The 21,923-nt window shown below is 60.6% G+C and carries 19 protein-coding genes; 9 read left to right on the top strand and 10 right to left on the bottom strand.

The window, feature by feature from the left end; translation table 11 throughout:
• Positions 1-6: 6 nt before the first annotated feature.
• Together serS and ADA16_RS06140 are read right to left on the bottom strand one after the other, a co-directional pair.
• Positions 7-1,269: a serine--tRNA ligase gene (gene serS, locus ADA16_RS06145; RefSeq protein WP_048760129.1), complete on the bottom strand. Its 1,263-nt coding sequence runs from the start codon at positions 1,267-1,269 to the stop codon at positions 7-9.
• A gap of 47 nt (positions 1,270-1,316) precedes the next feature.
• Positions 1,317-1,967: a LysE family translocator gene (locus tag ADA16_RS06140; RefSeq protein WP_048760125.1), complete on the bottom strand. Its 651-nt coding sequence runs from the start codon at positions 1,965-1,967 to the stop codon at positions 1,317-1,319.
• 168 nt (positions 1,968-2,135) lie between these two features.
• Here ADA16_RS06140 and ADA16_RS06135 point away from each other — a divergent pair, with 168 nt between their 5' ends.
• The 3 genes from ADA16_RS06135 (at position 2,136) to ADA16_RS06125 (ending at position 4,403) form a co-directional block, all read left to right on the top strand.
• Positions 2,136-3,383: a septum formation family protein gene (locus ADA16_RS06135; protein ID WP_239659369.1), complete on the top strand. Its 1,248-nt coding sequence runs from the start codon at positions 2,136-2,138 to the stop codon at positions 3,381-3,383.
• A 57-nt stretch (positions 3,384-3,440) separates the two neighbouring features.
• Positions 3,441-3,785 (top strand): metallopeptidase family protein, encoded by a 345-nt coding sequence (locus ADA16_RS06130; protein ID WP_048760121.1) that lies wholly within the window; start codon positions 3,441-3,443, stop codon positions 3,783-3,785.
• Between the two features lie 72 nt (positions 3,786-3,857).
• Positions 3,858-4,403, top strand: a complete 546-nt coding sequence (locus ADA16_RS06125; RefSeq protein ID WP_048760120.1) for a DUF1707 SHOCT-like domain-containing protein — start codon at positions 3,858-3,860, stop codon at positions 4,401-4,403.
• Positions 4,404-4,437: 34 nt separating this feature from the next.
• Here the strand turns inward: ADA16_RS06125 and ADA16_RS06120 are convergent, their stop codons facing one another.
• Together ADA16_RS06120 and pheA are read right to left on the bottom strand one after the other, a co-directional pair.
• Entirely contained in the window at positions 4,438-5,220 is a 783-nt protein-coding gene (locus tag ADA16_RS06120; RefSeq protein ID WP_048760118.1) for a histidine phosphatase family protein, read from the bottom strand.
• Positions 5,221-5,225: 5 nt separating this feature from the next.
• Positions 5,226-6,161 carry a prephenate dehydratase gene (pheA, locus tag ADA16_RS06115; RefSeq protein WP_048760116.1) on the bottom strand — a complete coding sequence of 312 codons (936 nt, stop codon included), beginning with the start codon at positions 6,159-6,161 and terminating at the stop codon, positions 5,226-5,228.
• Between the two features lie 33 nt (positions 6,162-6,194).
• Between pheA and ADA16_RS06110 the strand changes: the two genes are divergently transcribed.
• Positions 6,195-7,577, top strand: a complete 1,383-nt coding sequence (locus tag ADA16_RS06110) for an amidase (protein WP_048760114.1) — start codon at positions 6,195-6,197, stop codon at positions 7,575-7,577.
• On the opposite strand, the gene ADA16_RS06105 is transcribed toward ADA16_RS06110, so the two are convergent.
• Complete coding sequence (locus tag ADA16_RS06105; protein WP_048760113.1) at positions 7,574-8,383, bottom strand: fructosamine kinase family protein; 810 nt, start codon at positions 8,381-8,383, stop codon at positions 7,574-7,576. The two genes, ADA16_RS06110 and ADA16_RS06105, sit on opposite strands and share 4 nt — an antisense overlap.
• 131 nt (positions 8,384-8,514) lie before the next feature.
• On the opposite strand from ADA16_RS06105, the gene ADA16_RS10980 reads away from it, so the two are divergent.
• Positions 8,515-10,050, top strand: a complete 1,536-nt coding sequence (locus tag ADA16_RS10980; protein ID WP_239659368.1) for an LCP family protein — start codon at positions 8,515-8,517, stop codon at positions 10,048-10,050.
• A gap of 120 nt (positions 10,051-10,170) precedes the next feature.
• Here ADA16_RS10980 and ADA16_RS06095 read toward each other — a convergent pair whose 3' ends face one another.
• The 4 genes from ADA16_RS06095 to ADA16_RS06080 form a co-directional block, all read right to left on the bottom strand.
• Positions 10,171-11,088, bottom strand: coding sequence for a DUF5926 family protein (locus ADA16_RS06095; RefSeq protein ID WP_048760112.1), 918 nt, complete (start codon positions 11,086-11,088; stop codon positions 10,171-10,173).
• A gap of 48 nt (positions 11,089-11,136) precedes the next feature.
• Positions 11,137-12,015: a hypothetical protein gene (locus tag ADA16_RS06090; protein ID WP_048760111.1), complete on the bottom strand. Its 879-nt coding sequence runs from the start codon at positions 12,013-12,015 to the stop codon at positions 11,137-11,139.
• Between the two features lie 139 nt (positions 12,016-12,154).
• Positions 12,155-14,116, bottom strand: a complete 1,962-nt coding sequence (locus ADA16_RS06085; protein ID WP_082150670.1) for a pyruvate kinase — start codon at positions 14,114-14,116, stop codon at positions 12,155-12,157.
• A gap of 138 nt (positions 14,117-14,254) precedes the next feature.
• Entirely contained in the window at positions 14,255-15,202 is a 948-nt protein-coding gene (locus ADA16_RS06080; RefSeq protein WP_048760110.1) for an L-lactate dehydrogenase, read from the bottom strand.
• 109 nt (positions 15,203-15,311) lie between these two features.
• Here ADA16_RS06080 and ADA16_RS06075 point away from each other — a divergent pair, with 109 nt between their 5' ends.
• The 3 genes from ADA16_RS06075 to ADA16_RS06065 all read left to right on the top strand — a co-directional run bounded on the left by ADA16_RS06075 (position 15,312) and on the right by ADA16_RS06065 (position 19,037).
• Positions 15,312-17,288 (top strand): alpha/beta-hydrolase family protein, encoded by a 1,977-nt coding sequence (locus ADA16_RS06075; protein ID WP_048760109.1) that lies wholly within the window; start codon positions 15,312-15,314, stop codon positions 17,286-17,288.
• 136 nt (positions 17,289-17,424) lie between these two features.
• A complete protein-coding gene (locus ADA16_RS06070; RefSeq protein WP_005510435.1) occupies positions 17,425-18,021 on the top strand; it encodes a superoxide dismutase in 597 nt (198 codons plus the stop codon).
• Between the two features lie 170 nt (positions 18,022-18,191).
• On the top strand, positions 18,192-19,037 hold the full coding sequence (locus ADA16_RS06065) for a crotonase/enoyl-CoA hydratase family protein (RefSeq protein WP_048760108.1): 846 nt from the start codon (positions 18,192-18,194) through the stop codon (positions 19,035-19,037).
• A gap of 4 nt (positions 19,038-19,041) precedes the next feature.
• Here ADA16_RS06065 and ADA16_RS06060 read toward each other — a convergent pair whose 3' ends face one another.
• On the bottom strand, positions 19,042-20,862 hold the full coding sequence (locus ADA16_RS06060) for a ribonuclease H-like domain-containing protein (protein ID WP_048760107.1): 1,821 nt from the start codon (positions 20,860-20,862) through the stop codon (positions 19,042-19,044).
• 173 nt (positions 20,863-21,035) lie between these two features.
• Between ADA16_RS06060 and ADA16_RS06055 the strand changes: the two genes are divergently transcribed.
• A complete protein-coding gene (locus tag ADA16_RS06055; protein WP_048760106.1) occupies positions 21,036-21,815 on the top strand; it encodes a DUF6474 family protein in 780 nt (259 codons plus the stop codon).
• Positions 21,816-21,923 lie beyond the last annotated feature (108 nt).

The following is a 21,923-nucleotide window of genomic DNA, read 5'->3' as shown; positions in this document are numbered from 1 at the left end:
CCGCACCTACTTAACCGGCTCGAGAACTTCCTTGCCCATCATGAACGGACGCAGAGCCTCCGGAATCACCACAGAACCATCGGCCTGCTGGTGGTTTTCCAAAATAGCGACCAGCCAGCGCGTCGTGGCCAGCGTGCCATTCAGGGTGGCGCAGTACTGGGACTTGCCATCGGCATCGCGGTAGCGGGTCTTCAAACGACGAGCCTGGAAGGTCGTGCAGTTCGAAGTCGAGGTCAGCTCGCGGTAGGTGTTCTGAGTCGGCACCCACGCCTCGGTATCGAACTTGCGGGAAGCGGATGCACCCAGGTCACCACCAGCAACATCGATGATGCGGTACGGAACATCAACCGCGGCCAGCATCTCACGCTCCATGTTCAGCAGCTTCTGATGCTCTTCCTCCGCCTGCTCCGGCGGGCAGTAGGAGAACATCTCCAGCTTGTCGAACTGGTGCACGCGCAGAATACCGCGGGTGTCCTTGCCGTAAGAGCCCGCTTCACGACGGAAACAGGAAGACCAACCCGCGTAGCGACGTGGCCCCTCCGACAGGTCAATAATCTCGTTGGAGTGGTAGCCGGCCAACGCGACTTCCGAGGTACCGACCAGGTAGAGGTCATCTTCCTGCAGGTAGTAAATCTCATCGGAGTGCGCACCGAGGAAGCCGGTACCCGACATGGTCTCCGGACGAACCAGCACTGGCGGCACCATCAGCTGGAAACCGTTCTGAATTGCCTTCTGAGCAGCCAGGTTCATCATGGCCAGCTGCAGCATGGCACCGTAGCCGGTCAGGAAGTAAAAGCGGGAACCGGAGACCTTGACGCCACGCTCCATATCAATAAGCCCCAGCGACTCACCGAGGTCCAGGTGGTCCTTGGGCTCAAAGTCGAACTGTGGAATCTCACCGATTTCCTCCAGCACGACAAAGTCATCTTCGCCACCGGCGGGCGCACCGGTAACGATGTTGCCAATCAGGTACTGCAGACGCTCGACCTCAGCCTCAGCTTCCTTCTGCTCCGCTTCGGCTGCCTTCACGGCGTCGGAAAGCTCCTTGGCCTTCTCCAGCATGGCCGGGCGCTCTTCCTTCGACGCCTGACCAATCTTCTTACCGAAGCCCTTCTGCTCCGAACGCAGCGCGTCCGTGGAGGCAATAACCTCACGGCGCTTAGCGTCAGCTTCCAGCAGCTGATCGACCAATGTCGGATCCTCACCACGGGTGCGCTGGGACTCGCGGGCTACTTCAGGGTTTTCGCGGAGAAATTTGAGATCAATCACGTCCCCCAGAGTACCTGGTTTACGTCGGCAAGCAGGCACAAGGCATGTTAGAGCGCCGCTTCCGCTCCTGAAGCGACCAGCAGCGTGCCGAGGACGAGGAAGATTGCGCCGGCAACGGTGTCAATCCACGGCCCTGCCAGCACCATTCGCTTGACGACGGCATCCGTCGACACCACGATCGCGATAAATAGGAAGAAAGCGATTTGGGAGGCGATTAGCACCAGCGTACAAAGCACGAGCGTCCCCACGGATGCGCCTGCGGGAATGAATTGTGAAAGCACTGCCGTGAGGAAGAGAACAATCTTCGGATTCGACATGTTGGTGAAAAAGCCCTGGCGGAACGTTGCCTTCGGCGACCGGAGCGCCTCGCTTCCCAGCGCTGGTGCGGCACCGGCGCGCAGTTCGCGGAGGGTATTGATGCCTGCCTTGGCCATACTGATGCCCATGTAAATGAGATAACAGCCACCGACAAGCTGGATTACGCCCATCAGCAAAGGATTGGCGGTGATGACAGCTGCGAACCCAAACACTGTGAGGGTCATCCAGATAGTGGCACCAGTACTGATACCCGCAACCGCTGCGATGGCGTGCTTGCGGGATTTGGTGGCAAGGCGCAGGATTAAGAAGACGTCAGGCCCTGGTGAGGCCATACCAATAATGTGGACGCCCAGCAGGCTGAGTAGTGCAGTCCAGGTCAAGACTCGTGTCCTCGGGTAGCGAACAAATACCGGACTATTGTAGTGCTTAAAGCTTTCGAACGAACTCGGGCAGGGCATTGGCGCCAAAGAACCAACGCTTATGGGGCGTTGTCGCATTTGGCGTTGCCTTGTCCACAGGCTCGTTGCCAGTGCACAATGGGGGTCACTATGGCTGATGACAATATGAACCAGGATCGCGAGCACGCTGCCGCCACAGACACTGACTCCGGTAGCGGTACTGGAACAGATGCCAGCGCTGGTGCATCCCCCGCAGCCAGCAACGATGCTGACGTTTCCGGTAACTCGCGTGGAAGCTGGGGAATGCGGGCTTTGTCGACAGCAATGCTGGTCGGTGCCGCGGGCATGGCATTCGCGCTGCAAGCGGGAGTCATCGAGCCACCGAGCGGGCCACTTGGGGGCAAGGGTTCGTCGGCAAGCGCGTCATCGTCGACAACGACGACCATCGTTGACAAGGAGACGACGGCGTTCACCAGCGCAACCGCGGGCAACTGCCTGGACTGGAACCTGGCAGAAGATTTGAATGTTTCTGACTTCCGCGTTGTTCCCTGCGAGCAGCCGCACGCTTATGAGGTCGCCAAGAAACTGAATCTCGCCGACTACGAGGAACATCCGGGGCAATACGCCAAAACTGCCAACTACCCGACAGCGGACAATTTGGTGGCGCTGCAAAATGGCGTGTGCCGCGAGACTGTGACTGAATACCTGGACGGCAAGTACGACCCAGACGGTCGATTTATCACGGCGCCGATTATTCCTTCGCCCAGCCAGTGGGAAAAGGGTGACCGAACCTTCCTGTGCGGTATCCAGATCGTCGATGAAGACGGCAACACGGCGCACATGTCCGGTCCTGCAGCAGGACAGGACCAGTCCCGTGTTTTCGAGGGCGGCCGCTGCGTGACATTGGACGAAAACGGCGCCATCCGCCAGGTGCCGTGCGTGGAAGATCACCTGATGGAGTCGACTGGAATTGTCAATCTTCGCGATCACTTCGGTGAGAATATCCCGACTGACCAGGAGCAAAATGATGTGCTCGCCGAGCAGTGTGTGACTCTCGCACAGAATTACCTCGGTGGCGATGATGCCTTGTACAACTCCACACTGCTGCCATTTTGGACATCACTGTCGCAGGAGTCGCTCAATGCTGGCTCGCGCAGTGTGAACTGCTGGTTGATTAAGGACAATGGCCAGGGCGGGTTCTCCACTCTCAACGGCCACGCTAACGAGTCCTTCACTATCGACGGCCAGCCGCCCGTGGCTCCGCCACCGCGGAATCCACTGCGGGAGGAGCAGGGTGACGCTGGCGCTGGCGCTGGCACAGGTGACGTCGGTGACGCCGGTGCTGGCGATACTGGCGCAGGCGCTGCGGATAACGCAGTCGCGCCCGCAGGCCAGTAGGACAGTCGGCCAGTAGGGCAAGAGGAAAGTACGACAGGTTGCGAGGCAGCACCATAGATGGTTGACGTTAACCCGGAGCGGTTCGATGCACTTGTCGATGAGGCCATCGACCGCATCCCCACGCAGTTTCTCGACCAGCTCGATCAGGTCATCATCCAGGTCCACCCGTATAACCTCGACGAGCCCACACTCCTGGGTCTCTACGAGGGAATACCTCTGACCGAGCGCTCCAACAACCACTGGGGTCCGCCTGACCAAATCAGCTTGTATCGCGACATGCTCTGCCACATCAGTCACACCGAAGAGGATCTGGTGGAGCAGATTCGGGTCACTCTCCTGCATGAAATCGGGCATTATTTCGGCCTCGAGGAAGAGGATCTGGACCGCCTCGGCTACGGATGAGTCCGTCTCCCCTGCACAGCCTCGTCCCTCTCATCTTCTTCCCGGCAGCTTTCTTCCCTGTAGCCTTGACGCATGAGCGACAACGCCAGCGAGAAGCCAGAAATCAGGGTCGGCGATAGGGACCGCAACGCTGCTATGGAGCGTCTCGGCAATCATTTCGCTGATGGCTACTTGGATATCAATGAATTTTCCAAACGCACCGAAGCTGCTGCTGTCGCAAAAACCCGCGGCCAGCTGCAAGCACTCTTTGCAGACCTCCCCGCTGAGGTAGCTTCCGATAGCTCACAGGACGCCCCGGCTACCCCGCAGCGCCAAAGTGCCGATCAAGAGTTGCAAACTCTGATGAAAAAGGGCCGTCAGCTCAACATTGTTGACTCTGCTGCAGGCGTTATCGTATGTATCACTATCGTTTTGATGTTTTTCACCGATATCGATAACGCGTGGCTCGGCTTTATCGTCGCTGCGGCTGTGGCCCTTATCGGGCGCGCTGCACTGAACATCAATGATGACGAAGAAAAACTCCTCAACGAAATCAACGAAGAGGAATCCAAGCGTCGTGCTGACCGCCTCCGCCTGGCAGCTCAAAAGCGCCGCGAGATTCAGGAGGGCCAGCAGTAACTGTCAACAATAACGGTTGCCACCTAGCTGCCCTTTAAGGCAACTCGTTGTCGCCCCAGCGACGCACATCCCACGTGCCCGGTTCAATGCCAGCACGCTTGCCGACGCCCGCAGCGTTCGGAACCAACTCAATTCGTTCGGTATTGGCAATGCGGTATCGCAGTGCGTATTCCGGATCCACCCCGGTCAGATACTGCCCAACCAGACGGATGGCCGCACCGTGGCTGACAATGACGACATCCTTGCGGTCATTGTTCTGGGATTCTCCGTCTACCGCTGCTGCTTGCTCCAGCAGCTGCTGTAGCGTCGGCAGGTAGCGATCCAGCACGTCAGCGCCGGATTCACCGCCGGGAAGGCGGTACTCCAACTCCCCATTGAGCCACTGGTAAAAGGCACGCATGTACTCCATGTGCGCATCGCGGTCATTGCGTCCTTCCAGGTCACCGGCCTGAATCTCGTGAAGACCACCCTCGTGGCGAATGCGAACAGACGTCTCTCCGAGATGGTGCAGACTTGCAACCGCGCCTGCACCGGTTTGGCGGGCACGCAGGGCATGAGATGTGACGATGTCACCGACTCTGTGGACGTCGGGAAGCAAAAGGCGTCCCAGACTGCGTGCCTGCCTCACGCCGAGGTCGGTGAGCGGTGCGCCCGGCAATGCGGTGTCCAGACGGCGATTGATATTCCCTGTGGTCTGCCCGTGACGGATGAAAATGATGCGCTGCGAGTCAACCGGCATGACAGATTCGGGACGGTCGGGGCGGTCATCGAGGAAAGGCAGCTGTCCAACTGGATTTTCGGGCACGGCGGGTGTCATGTTTCTTACCTTCGTCCTTCCTTAAGTGCGTCGACCCATTCGATTGACTGGGAGATGTCCGGTGGCGGGGTCATAATGCTGCGCCGGCCACCCTCAGCGACCGGCCAGGATCCCAGATAACGCAGGTCTTCGGCATATTCGTGCAGTGCCGCGAGAGCGGCGGCAACCTGCGAATCATCAACGTGGCCGTTGCAGTCGATGTAGAAGCGGTAGAGGCCGAAGAGCTCGCGGGTCGGCCGCGACTCGATGCGGGTGAGATTAACCTGTCGCACTGCGAACTCATTCATGGCGCGCATCAGTGTGCCGGGCTGGTTCGGCAGTGTGAAGGAGACAGAGGTGCGGTCGGCGCCGGTGCGCGGTGTCGGCACGCCGGGGCGTCCCACCAGCAGGAAACGGGTGCGGGCGCCACGCACGTCAGCGACCTCAGTGGCCAGCGCCTCCAACCCGAGCAGCTCACCCGCGCGAGCCGGGGCGGCGCAGGCATCGTGGGTGCCCTCCGCGACCTGGTGAGCCGCCGCCGCATTGGAGCTGGCCTGGTGAACTTCCACACCCGGAAGGTTGGCATCCACCCACTGTTTGACCTGTGGATACGCCACGGGATGTGTCGTGAAAGTGCGCACCTGCTCCGCCGCCGTACCGGGGCGAACCAGGATGGAGAACACCACTCCGACCTCAGTTTCGCGGAAAACCTGCAGCTCCGGACCAGCGGTCAGGGCGTCAAACGTTGGTGTGACCGGGCCGTCCACACTGCTTTCGATGGCGACACAGGCATAGTCCGCCTCCCCTCGGCGCACGGCTCCGAGCGCGGCTGCGGGGCTATCCACCGGCACCGCATCGACTGCGGATTCCCCTGCCGGATCGATCTCCCCGGCACGCGCCATATCCCACAGCGCCTGCTCGGTGAATGTGCCCGCAGGACCCAAATAAGTAACCGTCGTCATAAGCTCAGATTAGAGGGCTTCTACACTTATTGCATGACCTCTTCTTCCGAGATGCCCGCCCGTGCCCTCACTGAAGCCGTGCGCAGTGGCGCAATCTCGGTGTCGGAAATCGTTTCGGAATTCGCCCCGCTTGCCGACGAAGCCGCGACCGATCCCGCTCGTTTCGGTATTGTCACGTCCTTGGCCGAGCACGCTGTCGACCGCGTACGCAGCCTCACTGCTGAATCCGAATCCGCCCGGCGCGCTAGCCACGGTCTCCCGCGCGACCTCCTGGGACTTCCAGTGGCGGTCAAGGATCTCTTCACCATCGTCGGTGTCGAATGCACAATGGGATCGACCAACTTGGCTTTCACCGCCACTGAAACCTCCGAGCCAGTGGCGAAACTTCTGGCTCGTGGTGCCGTTCTCACGGCAACCACGCATACCTCCGAGGTCGGGATGACGGCCTACACCGAACCGATCGGCTACGCGTCTCCGGAAAACCCCTACTTCACCGCGCCTGATCAGCTGTCTAGCCCGCCGGATACCACGCCGCGGACTCCCGGCGGCTCCTCTGGCGGCAGTGCGGTGGCTGTCGCAACTGGTGTCGTTCCCGCAGCTCTGGGCTCTGACGGTGGCGGCTCCATCCGCGTGCCAGCCGCCTGCTGTGGCCTCGTCGGACTGAAACCAGCACACGATATTGCGGGTGGGAATCTCTCCACGCCTGCCTTCCTCACTCGCACAGTCGATGACGCAGCGCTGCTGGCCGGGTTGCCACTTTCCCCAACCCAGCATGCTTTCCGACGGTCCCAGCGCCCCCTTCGCATCGGTGTTACTGTCAGCCCTTTTCATGCTGAGGTGGACGTCGATAAGCGATGGGCAAACGGTGCGTGGGCGGCAGCTGACCGTCTTGCCAACGCCGGGTACGACGTGGTGGACGTAGCTAGCCCCTATGACCCGGCAGGTCCGGACGTGTTCAAGATCTTTCGACGGACCATCACGCGAATGGCCACGAAATTACCGCGCGCGGACTACTCCGAGATCGTGCAGTGGATTCGCGCCTGTGGCCAGGAGATTTCCGCAGCGGAGGCGGCGGCGACACATCAGCAGCGGATGGCTCTGCCCGGCGCGATTCGATCGCGTTGGGAAGTCGATGCGGTGATTACGCCAACGCTGGCGTTTGATCCGCCACGTATTGGGCATTTCTCTGCGTTGGCGCCGTGGGAGGACTTTGACGAGCAAACCCGGTGGACACCGTGGTTGTCACTGTGGAATTTGACTGGGTGGGCAAGCGTGTCAGTGCCGATTACTCTGCCGGGCTCCAGCGGTGCCAGCGCGGAGCTCCCCGCCACCAGCGTCAACATCGGTGCGGTGCGGTGTGGTGAGGCAGAGCTGCTGGAGATTGCTAGCGTGCTGGAGGGTTCTAGCGCCGGCTAGCGCACGTACTTCGCCGCCATTGCCGCCGCCTGCCCGGCGTATCCGCCACCAAATAGCACTGCGTGCATGAGCACGGCATAGAGCTGGTGGAGTTCGCAGCTCTCCGCGAATCCCGGCACGGGATGTACGGACTCATAGCCACGCAAGATCTCGTCGAAGTGCGTTGCCCCGAATAGCGCCAGCAGCGCCAGATCCTCCTCGCGGGCTCCGCCGTGCGCCGCGGGATCAATCAAAATCGCGCCATCTGCATCCCACATGAGGTTTCCCCACCACAGGTCACCGTGGACACGTGCAGCGTCTGTCTCGTTGTCGAAATCTCCAGCCAAGAGTCGGTCAATGAGCTGGTCAAAGACATCTAGCTGGCGGTTATTGTAGGAGTTTTCCAACTTTCCCAGCGCAGGCAGCAGACGTCCTTTCGCCCAGTATTCACCGAAGCTTTCCCGTGGAGTCAGGTCCATCTGCAGCGGCTGATCCAGTGGACCGAAGTAGCCGTGTCCCTCCCAGCCATCGGGGCCGGCGCCCCAGCCAGCGGCGCCCAGATTGTGGGTAATAGCCAACGATTTTCCAAACTCGTACGCTGCCTGCGGATCCGGTGCCGTCGACTGAACTCGACGCAATGTCAGAGCATGCCCGTTCACGTCCAGCACATCCACGACGCGCGCACCACCGTCAGTTTCGCCCTCGCGCAGCCAACCCAGCCCCGCCGCCTCACAGGCGAAGAAATCCCTAGGGACACCATGTCGGCTCTTGACATAAACATCCGACTCGTTGATTACACGTTCGTTGTTCTGGTTCATTGCGGACATATTTCCAGCATATTCTTCTTCGTCCCCTACCTCTTTCAGTACCTCGTATGCACGCTAATGCCAGCACTACCAACATTTGTATTGCTGTCTCGGTTCTCTAAGTGCACTGTCGTTGCCTATTCTTAATTGTCATGGAAGGCAACTTCGACGACTCGCGCATTGCCCGCGACCGATACGGTCGGCCGCTTAAAGATCGCTATGGCCGCCCCATCTACCGCCGTGTGGACGAGGCGTCGCCGAAGCATGCCCGCCCCCGTGAGGCCGATTCGCGTGGCGCTTCACGACGGCCCATCCCTCCCCGCCCCGGCTCCTCTTCTCGGGAAGGGGCAGCTCGTCCTGTGCCTACGTCTCCTCGCAGGCCCATGCCTCAACAGAAACGTCGCCACGCGGAACGTAAGCCAGTTGAGCGCCAGCAAACACCGCGCCGACCGGTAGCCCGCCAGCAACCTGAACGTCAACAGGCGTCGCATAGGCGACCTGCGCCTCGGCAGGCGCCACTGGACGAAACGCGTATTGAGTCCCGTCCGCCGATGAACCGCGCAGGCGTCGGTCGTGCCGATAACTATCGCCCCGGCAGCGATCCGAGGTTCCCCCCACCCGGCTATAACCCGGATGCGGAGTTCCGTCCTTCCTCGCGGGGTTCGTCGCAGGACTACTACGGCGCCTCACAGACAGCGGGCTCTGACCGCGGCGGTCGAAATGGCGGTCGTGGTGGCAATCGTGGCAGCGCCGGTGCCAGGTCTGGTTTCCGCATGCCACGCATTCGGCTCCCTCGCATGCGCTTTAAGTCGATTGTCCTAGTTCTCGTCATCTTCCTCGTTGCCATGATGGCGCTTGTCGATATCCGTCTGACCAGAGTGGATGCCTTCTCTGGACTGGCGGACCGCCCTTCCAACACGATGGCTTCTAACTGGTTGCTCGTCGGTTCGGACTCTCGTACGGGCTTGTCGGAGGAAGATGCTGCCAAGCTGTCGACGGGCAGTGGTGATTTCGGCCAGCGCACTGACACCATCATGATTGCCCACATTCCGGTGTTCGGTAAGCCAAAGTTGGTCAGTATCCCGCGTGATTCCTTCGTGGATATCCCGGGCAATGACAAAAACAAGATCAATGCGGCGTTCGCGTTTGGTGGGCCCCAGCTGCTCATCGACACTGTAGAGAAGAACACCGGAATTCACATCGACCACTATGCCGAGATTGGCTTTGGTGGTTTCGCCGGTGTCGTCGACGCTGTCGGTGGCATCGAGATGTGCCCTGAAGAAGCCATTGACGATCCGCTGGCGGGCCTGAATATTCAGGCTGGTTGCCAGAAGTTCGATGGCGCTGGTGCTCTGGGCTACGTGCGCACGCGCGCTACCGCGCAGGGAGACTTGGACCGCGTGCAGCGGCAACGTGAATTTATGGGTGCGCTGATGGGACGGCTGAAGTCGCCCGCAGTGTGGCTTAACCCCTACCGCTGGATTCGCCTGGCCAATGCCGGCACTAAGGCCATGTTTGTCGGCGATGGTGACCATGTCTGGCATCTAAACTGGCTGTTGTTGCGCATGCTCTTCGGTGCCGATTCCCTTACCGTGCCCACCTCAGGCGCCATGGATACCGATTATGCGGGCAATGTGCTGCTCTGGGACGAAATTGAAGCTCCAACGCTTTTTGCGGAGCTGAGGTAGCCAAAAGATAGCTAAAAACAGCTTCTGGCGTCATAGAGACAAACAACGCGTGTGGCTCAGCTTTTCGCTGGGTCACACGCGTTAGCTCTTCAAGCTAGTTAGGACTCGCTGCCTAACCGTCTAGTTCCGAATGGTCACCTGACGCGACACGATGGTCTCACGGGACTTGCGCTCCTCGGCGGTCAGGGGCTCTTCGCTGGCCAGCGCTTCAGCGATACGCTTGTCGGCCTCTTCCACGGCGGCAGTCCAGTGGTCGTACGGCTTGGTGTTGTCCAGGTCCCAGACCGGCACCAGCACGCCATCGGTACGGAAGACACCAGCGAACTTCGTGCCCTCGCCCAGCGAGAGGTTGTCCGCAGCGTGCACGCGTGCCAAGGCATCCAGCAGCGGCTTCTCATCTTCACGACGCACCCAGCGGATGTGAGCGCGCTCGCCCGGATCAATCCACCAGACAGCACCAGCGACCTTCGCGTCCAGGCGGTACGACGGCAAAACTGCGTCGTTAGCCACGGCCAGGTTCTGCTCAATCATTGGGGTGCGCTCGGTGCCCTCAGGAATCCACCACTCAAAGTCCTGGTGGACCTCCATGTTGTCGAGATCCACGGCGGTCAGAACGTCGGTAAGCGGTGCGGCCTCGCCGTCGGTGGCGGCGGAGAGCTGCTGACCCGACTCTGCGTCGCGAGCCCATGCCAGCGCACGGGAGAGATCTGCAGCGCCGTCATTGGTGCGAGCCTGCGTCTGCAGCGCGACGAAAGCCTCATTGCCCTGGTCAGCGGCGCGCGTCAGTGCGGCAACGCCACCTGGCAGCACGGTGCAGAGCTTGATGTCACGCTCGGCGCCAGCAACCGTGACCGGAATGACCACAGCCGGGGCGAACTCGCGAACAGCCACGATGTCGGCCTCTTCATCGTAGTCCTTGAAAGGACGCGGATTGCCCAGCAGTGCCGCACGCTCAGCGGCGCGGGCGGCCAGCTTCGCCTGGCGACGGCTCATGCCCTCCGGGGCCTGATTATTCTTCTTACGAGTTTTCTTTCCCACAAGGCCACAGAATACCTATTCGCCGCCCGTACTTCGCGACTGCCTCGGCTACTTATAAAAATCGTCGACGAAATCGCTCGCCGTTCCTTCGAAAAGCTGCTTGTCGACGGCCATTGCGCCCGCCTCCCCCTGCTCATCGGTAGCTTCGCTGGGGATGAAGCCCTTGGACCAGAAACCGGGCTGAGTGCGCTCGCGACCGGCCCCAACGGGAATGTTGCGATGTACTTCCTCGGGAGCCAACACATAGCGGAGTAGCCGCGCCGTAAGGGCAGTGGCGATACAGGCCAAAACGGTGATGATTCCGGCCTGAAAGTACGTCCGGGATACGTCGGCGGCGATGAACCAACCCACTGCAAGTGGCCACAAAACACAGGCCAGATACCAGATAAAGCGACCTGGCCCCATCACGGCAGTGACTCCTGTCTCTGCCAGAGCCGCTACCGGCCCTGTGATGTTGCGCACTGGCCACATGTGCATTGTGCGCACATCGGTTGCCGTGCGAGAGAGCAGTGGGCGGGCATAAGTGGCGCGGTCGCCCAGCGCCTGGAGGGTCTTGTAGACCGAAAAACCCAGGCCAATCAGGGAAACCATTCCGCAGAGACCGAAAGCCCATGCTCCCAATTCGCCGAGGAGGGAAACCACCAGATCCTGACCTGGACTCAGAATGCTCATCCAGACAAACACGGCAAATGCGGCGAAAACCCCGGCGCCACTCATCGCCCACCGAAAGACACTGTCCGCGCGCTTGCGAATAATCTCATCGGCCTTCCAGCGCGGTGTCGCACCGGTGATGGTCGAATCCGCCACAGGTGGTTGCCAAGCCTGCTGCGGTGGCATCACCACCTGTGGCGGCATCTGCTGCATGTGCTGTTTTGGAGACGGCGGCGGCACGGCCCACCCCGCGTTTTCTGCCTGTTCATTAGACATCTTCCGCAGGGCTCCTCTCTCGCGTCTCTCGCGCGTGGCCGGCTTTCTTCCGCAGTCATTTCGCCCGCGGTGTTTTTAGGTGCGCTCCCCTAACCTACCTAAATTAGCCCGACTACCAGTTCAGCCAATAACTAAGCTACTAGTCCGACCAGCTGCGAATCTTCCGCAGCATGATGCGGCTCTTGCGCTGCGAGCGACCCATCTTCCGTGCCAGGTTGTTCAAAATGGCGATGGCCTCGGTGATGTGCGGACCCTTGTTCAACATCACGCACTCAGCACGCAGGGCGAAGGCCGCGTCGGTAATCTCCGCGCGAGACGGCAGGCCCGCCTTTGCCATGTTCTCCAGCACCTGAGTACCCAGAATGGTCGGCACACCGGCTGCCTGCGCCAGCGTCAGAATCTGGCCTGGAACCTCGCCCATGCGGTCGAAGCCCAGCTCCACAGCCAGGTCACCGCGAGCAATCATCAGACCGGACTTGGCGCGCTTCATGCTGGTGATGATAATTCCGGGCAGATTCTGGAACGCCGGAATCGTCTCAATCTTCAGCACAATGCCCAGGTTACGAGCCCGCCATGCCAGATCCTCACGCCCCTCAGCCTCATGCTCTGCCGCAATCTCGTCGAGCACCTTGTAGACGTACTCTGCATCCTCCTGCGTACGGATAAAGCTCACCGCAGCGATATCCGCATGCTCCACCACGAAGCGCAGGTGCTCGATGTCTTCGTCGGTAAGCGAATTGAGCGGCAGGTCGGTGTTCGGCAGATTGATGCCCTTATGCGCCGCCAGCGGCTGACCATTCGGCTTCGTACGCAGGACACGCAGCCGGGCATCGACGTGACTATCTTCGCTTGACGACGTCTCGGAGACCTCAACCACCTCAGCGCCAAGTGCACCGTCGTCGAAAAGTACCGGATCGCCCGGTTTCAGAGCTGCCACGGCAGACGGCAGCGAGCAGGAGACACGAGGAATCTCGTCATTTGTGCGTGGAATGGTGGTGATTTCCTCGCGGCTGGTGAGAATAAACTCATCACCGGTGTAGAAGCGCAGCTTTTGCACGGTCGGTGGCACACCACCAGCGCGCGTGACCTCGTAGTTGCTGCGCAGGTGTGTGCCCTCGGCGATCCAGGCGTTCTTTTCGCCCTCGGCAAGGACAGCCTCGACCTCGCCCTCGGCGTCGGTGTCGATGCGCACAACGGTGAAGTGACGCTTGGCCGAGCGGGAGTCATGCAGCGTGATGACGTCCTCGAGCTGCAGCTGCTCCAACCAACCCTGATCTGCTTCTAACGGCAGAGCTGGGCGACCCGGCAGATCGCTCGGAGCTGGCTTAGGGTTCTCGTCCAGACGGGGTGTCAGCCAAATCTTGGACTTGGCGATAACCGTGCCGGCGTCGTCACGCATAACGCGAGCACGGCCCACGCGGGGCCCCGGTTCGATGTCGCCGGTGCGCAGCTTCGGGCCAGCCAGATCCATGGACACGAAAATACGGCGACCGACCTTCTCAGCTGCAGCATTGACGTTGTCAATCATGCGACGCCACTGCTCAGGGCCGTCGTGGGCGCAGTTGATACGGGCGAGATCCATACCGGCGACAGCGAAGTTTTCGACCAGTTCGGCATCGTCGGCAGCCTCGGCTGGCAGGGTCACCATGATGTGCGAAGTGACATCCTCGCGCTCCTGGCCGAATAGCTCGGTGGCATTGTTATCCAGAGCGATATCCGCGCCCGCATCATCAGCGATGATGCGGGCAACATCGATACCCGAGGTTCGGCCCGCCAGTGCCAACAGCGCGTTGAGAGCTAGCTCGAGGCGGCCTCGAGTGAAAGTCTCCACCGTAGTCAGGCTGGTCACGCCGAGGTCGTGCAGGCTGTTCTGCAGCTCACGAATGTCAATTGTGCGCAGGTGTGCGTAGTGCAGCAGGTTTTCCGCATGGCGACGGCGCTCTTCCGGCACATCTGAAAGTAATGCAGATGCCTCCGCCGAGACGTCGTCCAACTCTGTAATCAGGTCAGTGACCTTGCTGATGAGGTCATCCAGACGCGGTACGCCCGCATCGCTTTCAATGTTGTCAGTTGCTGGGGCTTGAGGGCTCTGCGCTGCCATAGAGAAAGCACTCCTGTGTTTAAGACGAAGCGTCGGCCAGAGTCGGCCACGCGGGTCAATGAAAGGTAGGCACTCTCATTCTCAAATGAGATGGCCGAAAGCGCATGTCGAGAAGACATCTACTTTCGCTACCGGCACCTACTTCCAGAACGGGTCCTGCACCTCACGGAGAGTCTGAACAGACTTGTCCAACTGCTTCTTTTCGTATTCATCCAGCTCAATCTCGATAACACGTCGAATGCCTCGGCGGTTCACAATGGCTGGTGTGCCGATAAAAACGTCCTCATGACCGTACTCGCCCTGCAGGTATGCGGAGACCGGCAGAGCTACTTCTTCGTTTTGGAAAATGGCGCGGGTGATGCGGGCCAATCCCATACCGATTCCGTAAGAAGTGGAGCCCTTGGCATCGATAATCTCGTAGGCGGCATCACGGGTTCGGATAAAGATGTTCTCCAGCTCGTCGTGAAGCGCGGGGTCGGCAGCGAGCCTCTTGGACAGGCCGACGCCTGCGACATTGGCGCTGGACAATACTGGCAGCTCGGAGTCGCCGTGTTCACCGATGATGTAAGCGTGCACACTCATCGGGGAAACATCGTAGTATTCACCCAGCATGTAGCGGAAACGTGCGGTGTCCAGGATGGTGCCGGAGCCGAAGACACGATTGTGTGGCAGCCCGGAGTACTTCCAAGCGGCGTAGGTGAGTACGTCGACGGGGTTGGAGGCAATCAGCAGGAGCCCATCAAAACCGCTGGCCATAACGGAATCGACGATGGACTTCATGATTTTCATGTTCTTGTCCACCAGCTGTAGGCGAGTCTCGCCCGGCTTTTGTGCTGCGCCTGCGCAGATGACCACCAGCGCGGCGTCGTCACAGTCGGCGTACGTGCCCTGGGTGACTTTGGTGCGCGACGATGCCCACACGACGCCATGGTTTAAGTCCATGACGTTGCCCATCGTCTTCTTCTCGTCGATGTCAATGATGGCCAAATGGTCGACAGTGCCCTGGTTGACTAGCGAGTACGCGTATGCCACGCCCACGTCGCCAGCACCGATGAGCACAACCTTATTTCCTGTGGATAGCTTCATAGCTCTCGGATCCTTCTCAACCGATTCGGAAAAGTTGCGACACTCCACAGGTTACGCGTTGCACAGCCAACTGGCGCGGGATACATAACCCCGAGGAAAAAATTTTGCCATGATGGGAGTCATGGGATTCCTGCGTCGCGCATTTACTTCAATTGCGCCCTCGATTGCGTCTACGAGCAACACAGCTGCAGCTCAGCCAATCGCGACCGCCAGGACAGTGCAAGCGGCACGAGCAGCGCGAACAGGAATTACAGGAATAACCGGCACAGCTGGCACAGCCAAAGCGCTGGGCGCAGTTGGCACCGGTAGCCTGATGGCCGCGAAGGTCTTTCGCGAACGGCTCCTAGGTACCGGCCCTGGCACTATCCGCAGCGCACTACGGGCGGGCATTCCTTCAAACCCCGGTTTGATTGGTGCAGAAATTGCGTCCTGGGCTGCCTTTAGCCCCTCGCTGATGCCGCGCACGCGAACGGCCACCGTTACTGTGACTTTCCTGGCACAGCTGGCGGGCCATGTTACTGGTGTGGCCGTCGGCTATGGCTACAACACGACGATGCGGCGTCTGGCCACCACTCCACTCAGTCGCTTTGCGCTGGCTCCCCGGCACGAACGCGCGCTGGCTGTGACCTGGCATGTGGCCACCACGGCCACCACCGCGGCGCTGTGGCTGCGTTCCATTTCCCAGCAGCGCGAAATCGGCCGACTGGTGGGCAAGGATGAGCAGGAGTCCGCACGTAGCCAACTCGCCTCCACGATCATTGCCAGCGGTCTCTACCTGACCACCCGAGGCCTAACCGCTTTAGCCAACCGCGGCTATGACTTGCTGCGGGACAACCTCCGCCCCTGGCTGCCCCGCGGTCTCGCCCCAGTCCTCAGCGGCGCCATCGTCGGTGGCGCCGTGGCCGCCAGCATTGATCGACTGCTCATCCGTCGGACTTTCGAATCCATTGCCAAGAAGTCTCACTACCTGAACACGCTGGTCGTTCCCGGCCGCATGCAGCCGTGGGAGCCAGAGCGTTCCGGTAGCCCGTGGTCGCTGGAGCCGTGGCACGCACTTGGCGCCGAGGGGCGCGTCTTCGTCGCCGAAGGCCCCCGTGCCCGCGACTTGGCAGCGGTCACCGGCAAGCCACTCTCCGAACTGCAGGAGCCTATCCGCATTTATGCGGGCAAGGTGCCCGGCCGTTCGCTGCGGGAACAAGCGGAGCTCATCATCCGCGAGATGCACCGCACTGGCGCATTCCGGCGTGATCACCTAGTTGTCTTCACCACTACCGGCACTGGTTGGGTGCCACCATGGTCGGCGCAGGCCGCAGAGTTCTTGACGCTTGGCAACTGCGCCACCGTCGCTCTGCAGTACTCCGACCTCCCCTCTCCAGTGGCCTGGCTAACGGACCACGAAACTCCACTCGCAGCCGGTCACACGCTTATTCACCGGGTGTTGCAGGAAGTGGACAAGATGCCGGAAAACGACCGGCCAAAGGTCTATGTCGCCGGTGAATCCCTCGGCGGATTCGGCGGTCTCGGCGCATTCGAGAATTCCGCCGACATGCTCGCGCGTGTCGACGGTGCCGTCTGGACTGGCGCACCACAGTTCTCCGCGATGTGGAAAGAGCTGACGCACCGTCGTACAAAGGGTTCCCCGGAAATCGCTCCGGTGATCGACGAGGGTCGCAACATCCGCTTCGCTACGCGCCCCGACGAGCTGTACTACTCCTTCTATGGCACCAAGTTCGGACCGTGGGAGTTCCCGCGCGTCGCATTCTTGCAGCATGCCTCCGACCCCATCGTGTGGTGGGATTACCCGCTGGCCTGGCGTCGCCCCGACTGGCTTGCCGAGCGCGTCGGCCGTGACGTACTGCCCTCCATGCGCTGGTACCCGTTCGTCACCTTCTGGCAGGTGCTTATCGACGGCCTCGCGTCCGTCACTGTCCCGGGTGGCCACGGTCACCGCTACGAGGAAGAAATGCTGCCGACGTGGGCATCCATTCTCGATATTCCGCTTGCCGACGACCTGGGTGGCGCGGCCGGAATGCGCTTCAAGCGCGTGAGTAAGTGGATTCGCCGCAATCAGCCACCACGTTCATAAACTTGTGACAATTACTCCTGAACAGCGCTTTCCGCGAATTTCGCACTAATTATATTGCTTAAATGGTTGCGCATCTTCACATCTTGAGTACCATCGACGGCACAACCTAAAAACGTGTTGAGGAGGAATTTTCCTAATGACTAAGTACGAACTTCCTGAGCTGGATTACGCTTACGACGCTCTGGAGCCGCACATCTCCGGCGAGATTATGGAGCTGCACCACAGCAAGCACCACGCTAATTACGTCAATGGTGCAAACGCTGCACTGGAGAAGCTCGCCGCTGCTCGCGAGTCCGGCGACTTCGCAGCTGTTACCGGCCTGTCCAAGGATTTGGCCTTTAACCTGGGTGGCCACACCAACCACTCCCTGTTCTGGAAGCTGCTGTCCCCGAACGGTGGCGGCCAGCCGACTGGTGAGCTGGCTGAGGCTATCGAGCGCGACTTCGGCTCTTTCGAGAAGTTCCAGGCTCACTTCAACGCTGCTGCTCTGGGCCTGCAGGGCTCCGGCTGGGCCGTCCTGGGTTACGACACCATCGCAGAGCGCCTGGTTATTGAGCAGATGACTGACCAGCAGGGCAACCTGTCCATCAACCTGAAGCCGGTTCTGCTGCTGGATATGTGGGAGCACGCTTTCTACCTGCAGTACAAGAACGTCAAGGCTGACTACGTCAAGGCTGTCTGGAACGTCTTCAACTGGGATTACGCTGCAGAGCTGTTCGCAGCTGCCAAGTAATCTTGGCTAACAGCGCGCGGCCTTTTTACGCGTCCCTGCCGCGCGCTAAAGATGGCTTACCGGCTCGCTGACGGGTTTACCCTCAGCGGGTCGGTTTCTTATGCCCTGATTCAGACGACTTTTGGTATTTCTTGGGCAGTACCCGTGGCCGTCGTTTAGCGTTAATGCCCATGAGCACCAGCAATAACGTCACCGTCACCTATGAAAACCTCGCCGTGGCTGATGCAGAGACGGCGAAAATCGCCGTCGTCAGTTTGGACCGCGGAAATAAGCTCAACGGTCTAACCCTTGAGATGCTGACCGAGCTGTCCGCCGTCGCCCGGAAGCTGGCAGCCGACCGCGATTTGCGAGGTGTAATCCTGCGGGGCGAAGGCAAGTCATTTTGCGCTGGACTCGATTTCGCCTCAGCGTTTAAGAAGCCCTCGCGTGTTTTGCGCTCATTTGTCCCTGATATTCACGGCACCAACCTGTTCCAGCGCGCCTGCTGGGACTGGCGACGCCTGCCGGTGCCGGTCATTGCGGCGGTACATGGGCATTGCTACGGCGGTGGTCTACAGATTGCGCTGGGTGCCGATTTCCGGATCACAACGAACGACGCCAAGTGGCCGATTCTCGAAGCGAAGTGGGGTCTGATTCCGGATATGTCGGGCATGCGAACCATTCTCGATGAAGTCAGCGCCGATACTGCGCGTTGGCTGACCATGTCCGGCGAGGAGCTCAGTGGCAAGGACGCCACTGAGATTGGTCTGGCGACGTGGGCCGTGGAGACAGAAACTGCCACACTTGAGCTAGCCAAGGAGAAGCTAGCCCAGCTGGCGACGCGCTCGCCGGATCAGCTGGCGGCGACGAAACGCCTCTTCCGCGATGTGCACCGCTCCCCGCGTTCTACATTCCGCGCCGAGCGCACTCAGCAGTTGCTGCTGCTGGCCCGCAAGAACACGGCCATTATCCGCAATGCTGCAATGAAGAAGGTCTCACCGAAGTTCGCCCGGCGCGGCACGTGGGCGCGTGGTTAGAGCTCTAAGGCACCGGCAGGTCATCGCCATGCGGCAGATCTGCTGCCGCGCGCTGTGACTCCAGCCAGTCGCGGACGTGGGCAACCGAGCGGCAGTCATCACCGTTGTAGCGCAGTAGCATGGCGCGAGCCTCGGCTTGTGTGAGCTTTTCAAAGGACTGTTCCGCGACAAAGTCGAGATCGGTGGCCGTCGCAATGCGATACAGGTCCAGCGACGCCTCGCCATCGACATCGGCATCGCGCCAGTGGAAGCCCGACCACGGGGCCACGACTTTAAGCCCCATGCCGACGGTAGAGAGAATCTGACGGCGGGCGACCTTCAGCATGTCCACCCAGTCAGCCGAGGCAATGAACTTGTCCACCTCTTCGCGGGTAGGCACCCGCACAATCTTTGTGGGGCCTCCTACCTCGGAGCCGGAACCAGCCGCCTCGCCCGTGGCCAAATCCGCCGTATCTGCGGGCACCACAAATTCCTGCCCACCAAAACGTCTCGCACTCTGACGCAGCCAGTAGTTCTCGCCCTCCGCCGCCCAACAATAGGCGCGAAAGGTCTTGCCCTGTTCGTGCGCTGCATTGCGGCGCCCCATCAGGTAATCCCAGAAAATGGCAAAATTCCTGGCCTCCGCTGCGCCACCGAGTCCTTCTGGCCCCGGCGGCTCCCAGGTGATGAATCCGCGGTAGTCCTCTCCAGGCACCCATGTTCCCCACAGGTAGGCGCCGTCATTGGGGTAGGCCTCCATATCGATGTCCATCTCAACATCGCCACGCGGGGCCGATGTCTTGGCGGTTACCCGGAGCGCGTCGACGTCGGCAAGCCGTGCCCGCGCCATCCACACCTGCTCCTTGCTGACGTGCGGAGTGTTGGTACTCGCCTGCGCCAGTGCCGTGACCGTGTCGATGCCTACGCTGCGCAGCCGCATCGACTTATCGCCTGGTAGGAGGAGGGAAATGTCGTCACTTGCGGTCAGCTCGTCGAAGCAGGAGTCGTGGTGACGGCAGGTTCGACACTCTCGAATACGCCGCGGCGCCAGCGGCCAGATCCCCGGCGTAAACCGTGACGGTCGCCCCTGAGTGGCAGCGACGGCATCGCGCGCGTCCCGCAACGCCATACGGTACGACGCCACGCGCGAGCCCTCATCGGCAATCACGATATGCCGTGTATCCAGGTTCATTCCAGTGGCGCTAATCGCCCCTACCAAGCCACAGCACACGCCCAACCGATGCAGTATCGCGGCCGCCTGTCCGAGCTTCACAGCGTCAGGTCCGTAATGCCGCAACTTCCACTCGTCCGTGACGACCATCGCCTGACGCAACGTCCGCCCCATCACGCCATCACGCCCAAGACGATCAACGCCCAACAGTCGTACCTGCATCGCCGCCGCACGCGCCGCATTGCTTGACGACGGCTTACGCCGCCGGCCCTGTTTGCGCGCAGAAAGCAGGTGCCGTGTGACAACAAGCACCGGCATATACGTCGGGGAGGTCGTCTGTGGCACATCATCAACCTTGACCAGCAGATCTGGGTGGCAAATCTCGTCGATTCCCGAGTACACCCCACCGGGAATAGGACGCTCATGCATGAGCACGCCACCGGCGATGATGTTTTCTCCACGGGCGATGGCCTCGAGGGTATCCAGGTGTGCGTCCGCCCCCGGGGTCACGGTGTACAGGCCGGGGATGGACGCGATGGACGTCGGCAAGCGGTGTTCGTGGTGGGAAGCGGGTTCGACAAGCCGACCCTCGCGGAGGTCGAGGCTCAGCCGATAGCGGCAGCCGATGAGGTCGCTCGCGTGGAGAAGCGGGCGCGAAACGGATGAATCAGTCACAATGAGAATTAGCGTATCGCCACTCGGTAGGAAGTTTCACGTTAAGCTGGGATGGCAAGAATCGTGATGCAGCCACTGCATCTGGCAAGCGCACTCTGGTGCGGTTGGGGTCAAGGGTTTTCCGCCCCGCCTTTCCGGAGGAACTATCTGCGAGCAACTAGGCGAAGGAAAAAATGAGCTTCTTGGGTGACATCCGTGAGCGTCGGCGCGAAACCGCCAAGCAGGTTAAGGCTGCCAAGGCGAAGGCCAAGGAAGAGGCTCGCCACGCAGCTCGACTTAATCGCAAGGCCCACAAGGCTGAGGTCAAGGCCGCGAAGCGCGACCAGAAGCACCAGCACAAGTTAGAGCTGAAGGAGGCCGCTGACCGCGTTCGTTCTGAGGAAAAGCTCAGTAAGAAGGAACTCAAGCTGGAAAACCGTGCTCTGAAGCGCGCGGAGAAGATGCGCAAGGCAAGTGCCAAGGACGAGAAGAAGGCACTGGCCGCCAAGCAGCGTCACCAGACCAAGATGGCCGAGAAGATTCTGGAACAGCAGCGCAACCAGGGCTTCACCAAGGACAAGGCAAAGTCGTGGATTGGTGGCGCACGCCTGCTGGTGCCGGTTCTGGTTCCGCTGGCTTACCGCGCCATCACTGCCGTTCAGCGCCGTGAGCACTCAGCGGCAGCGCAGAAGTTCGGCGTTTCCGCTGACGATGCCGCTCGCTACCAGGGGCACGGTGCACCGCTACTCGCCCGCATTGAGGCCACTCGCGGTTCACTGACAGAGCTGCGTAAGTCGGGCGCCAAGGGCACTGACGGCTTTATCAAGGATGCTAACTCGCGTCTGGATGTCATGGCTGATGCCATTAGCGCCGCCGAGAAGATGACTCCAGAGCAGCGTCGCCGCGCGCACCACTCCATTACCGCAGAGCTGGATTCGCTGGATCGCCAGATCATTTCGGAGCTGGGCGCGTAAACCTGACCGGTTCGGATTAAGGCCGTAAGCCTAGACGCGTCGACTTAAGCGCGACTGTTGTTGAGCAGCAATAGTCGCGCTTTCGCTCTTTATACCCCCGTATCGGGG

It is taken from the genome of Corynebacterium vitaeruminis (assembly GCF_001054325.1).
Classification (GTDB): Bacteria; Actinomycetota; Actinomycetes; order Mycobacteriales; family Mycobacteriaceae; genus Corynebacterium; species Corynebacterium vitaeruminis_A.
Note: the sequence above shows the minus strand (reverse complement) of the source record. Positions and strands in the feature narration are given on the sequence as shown.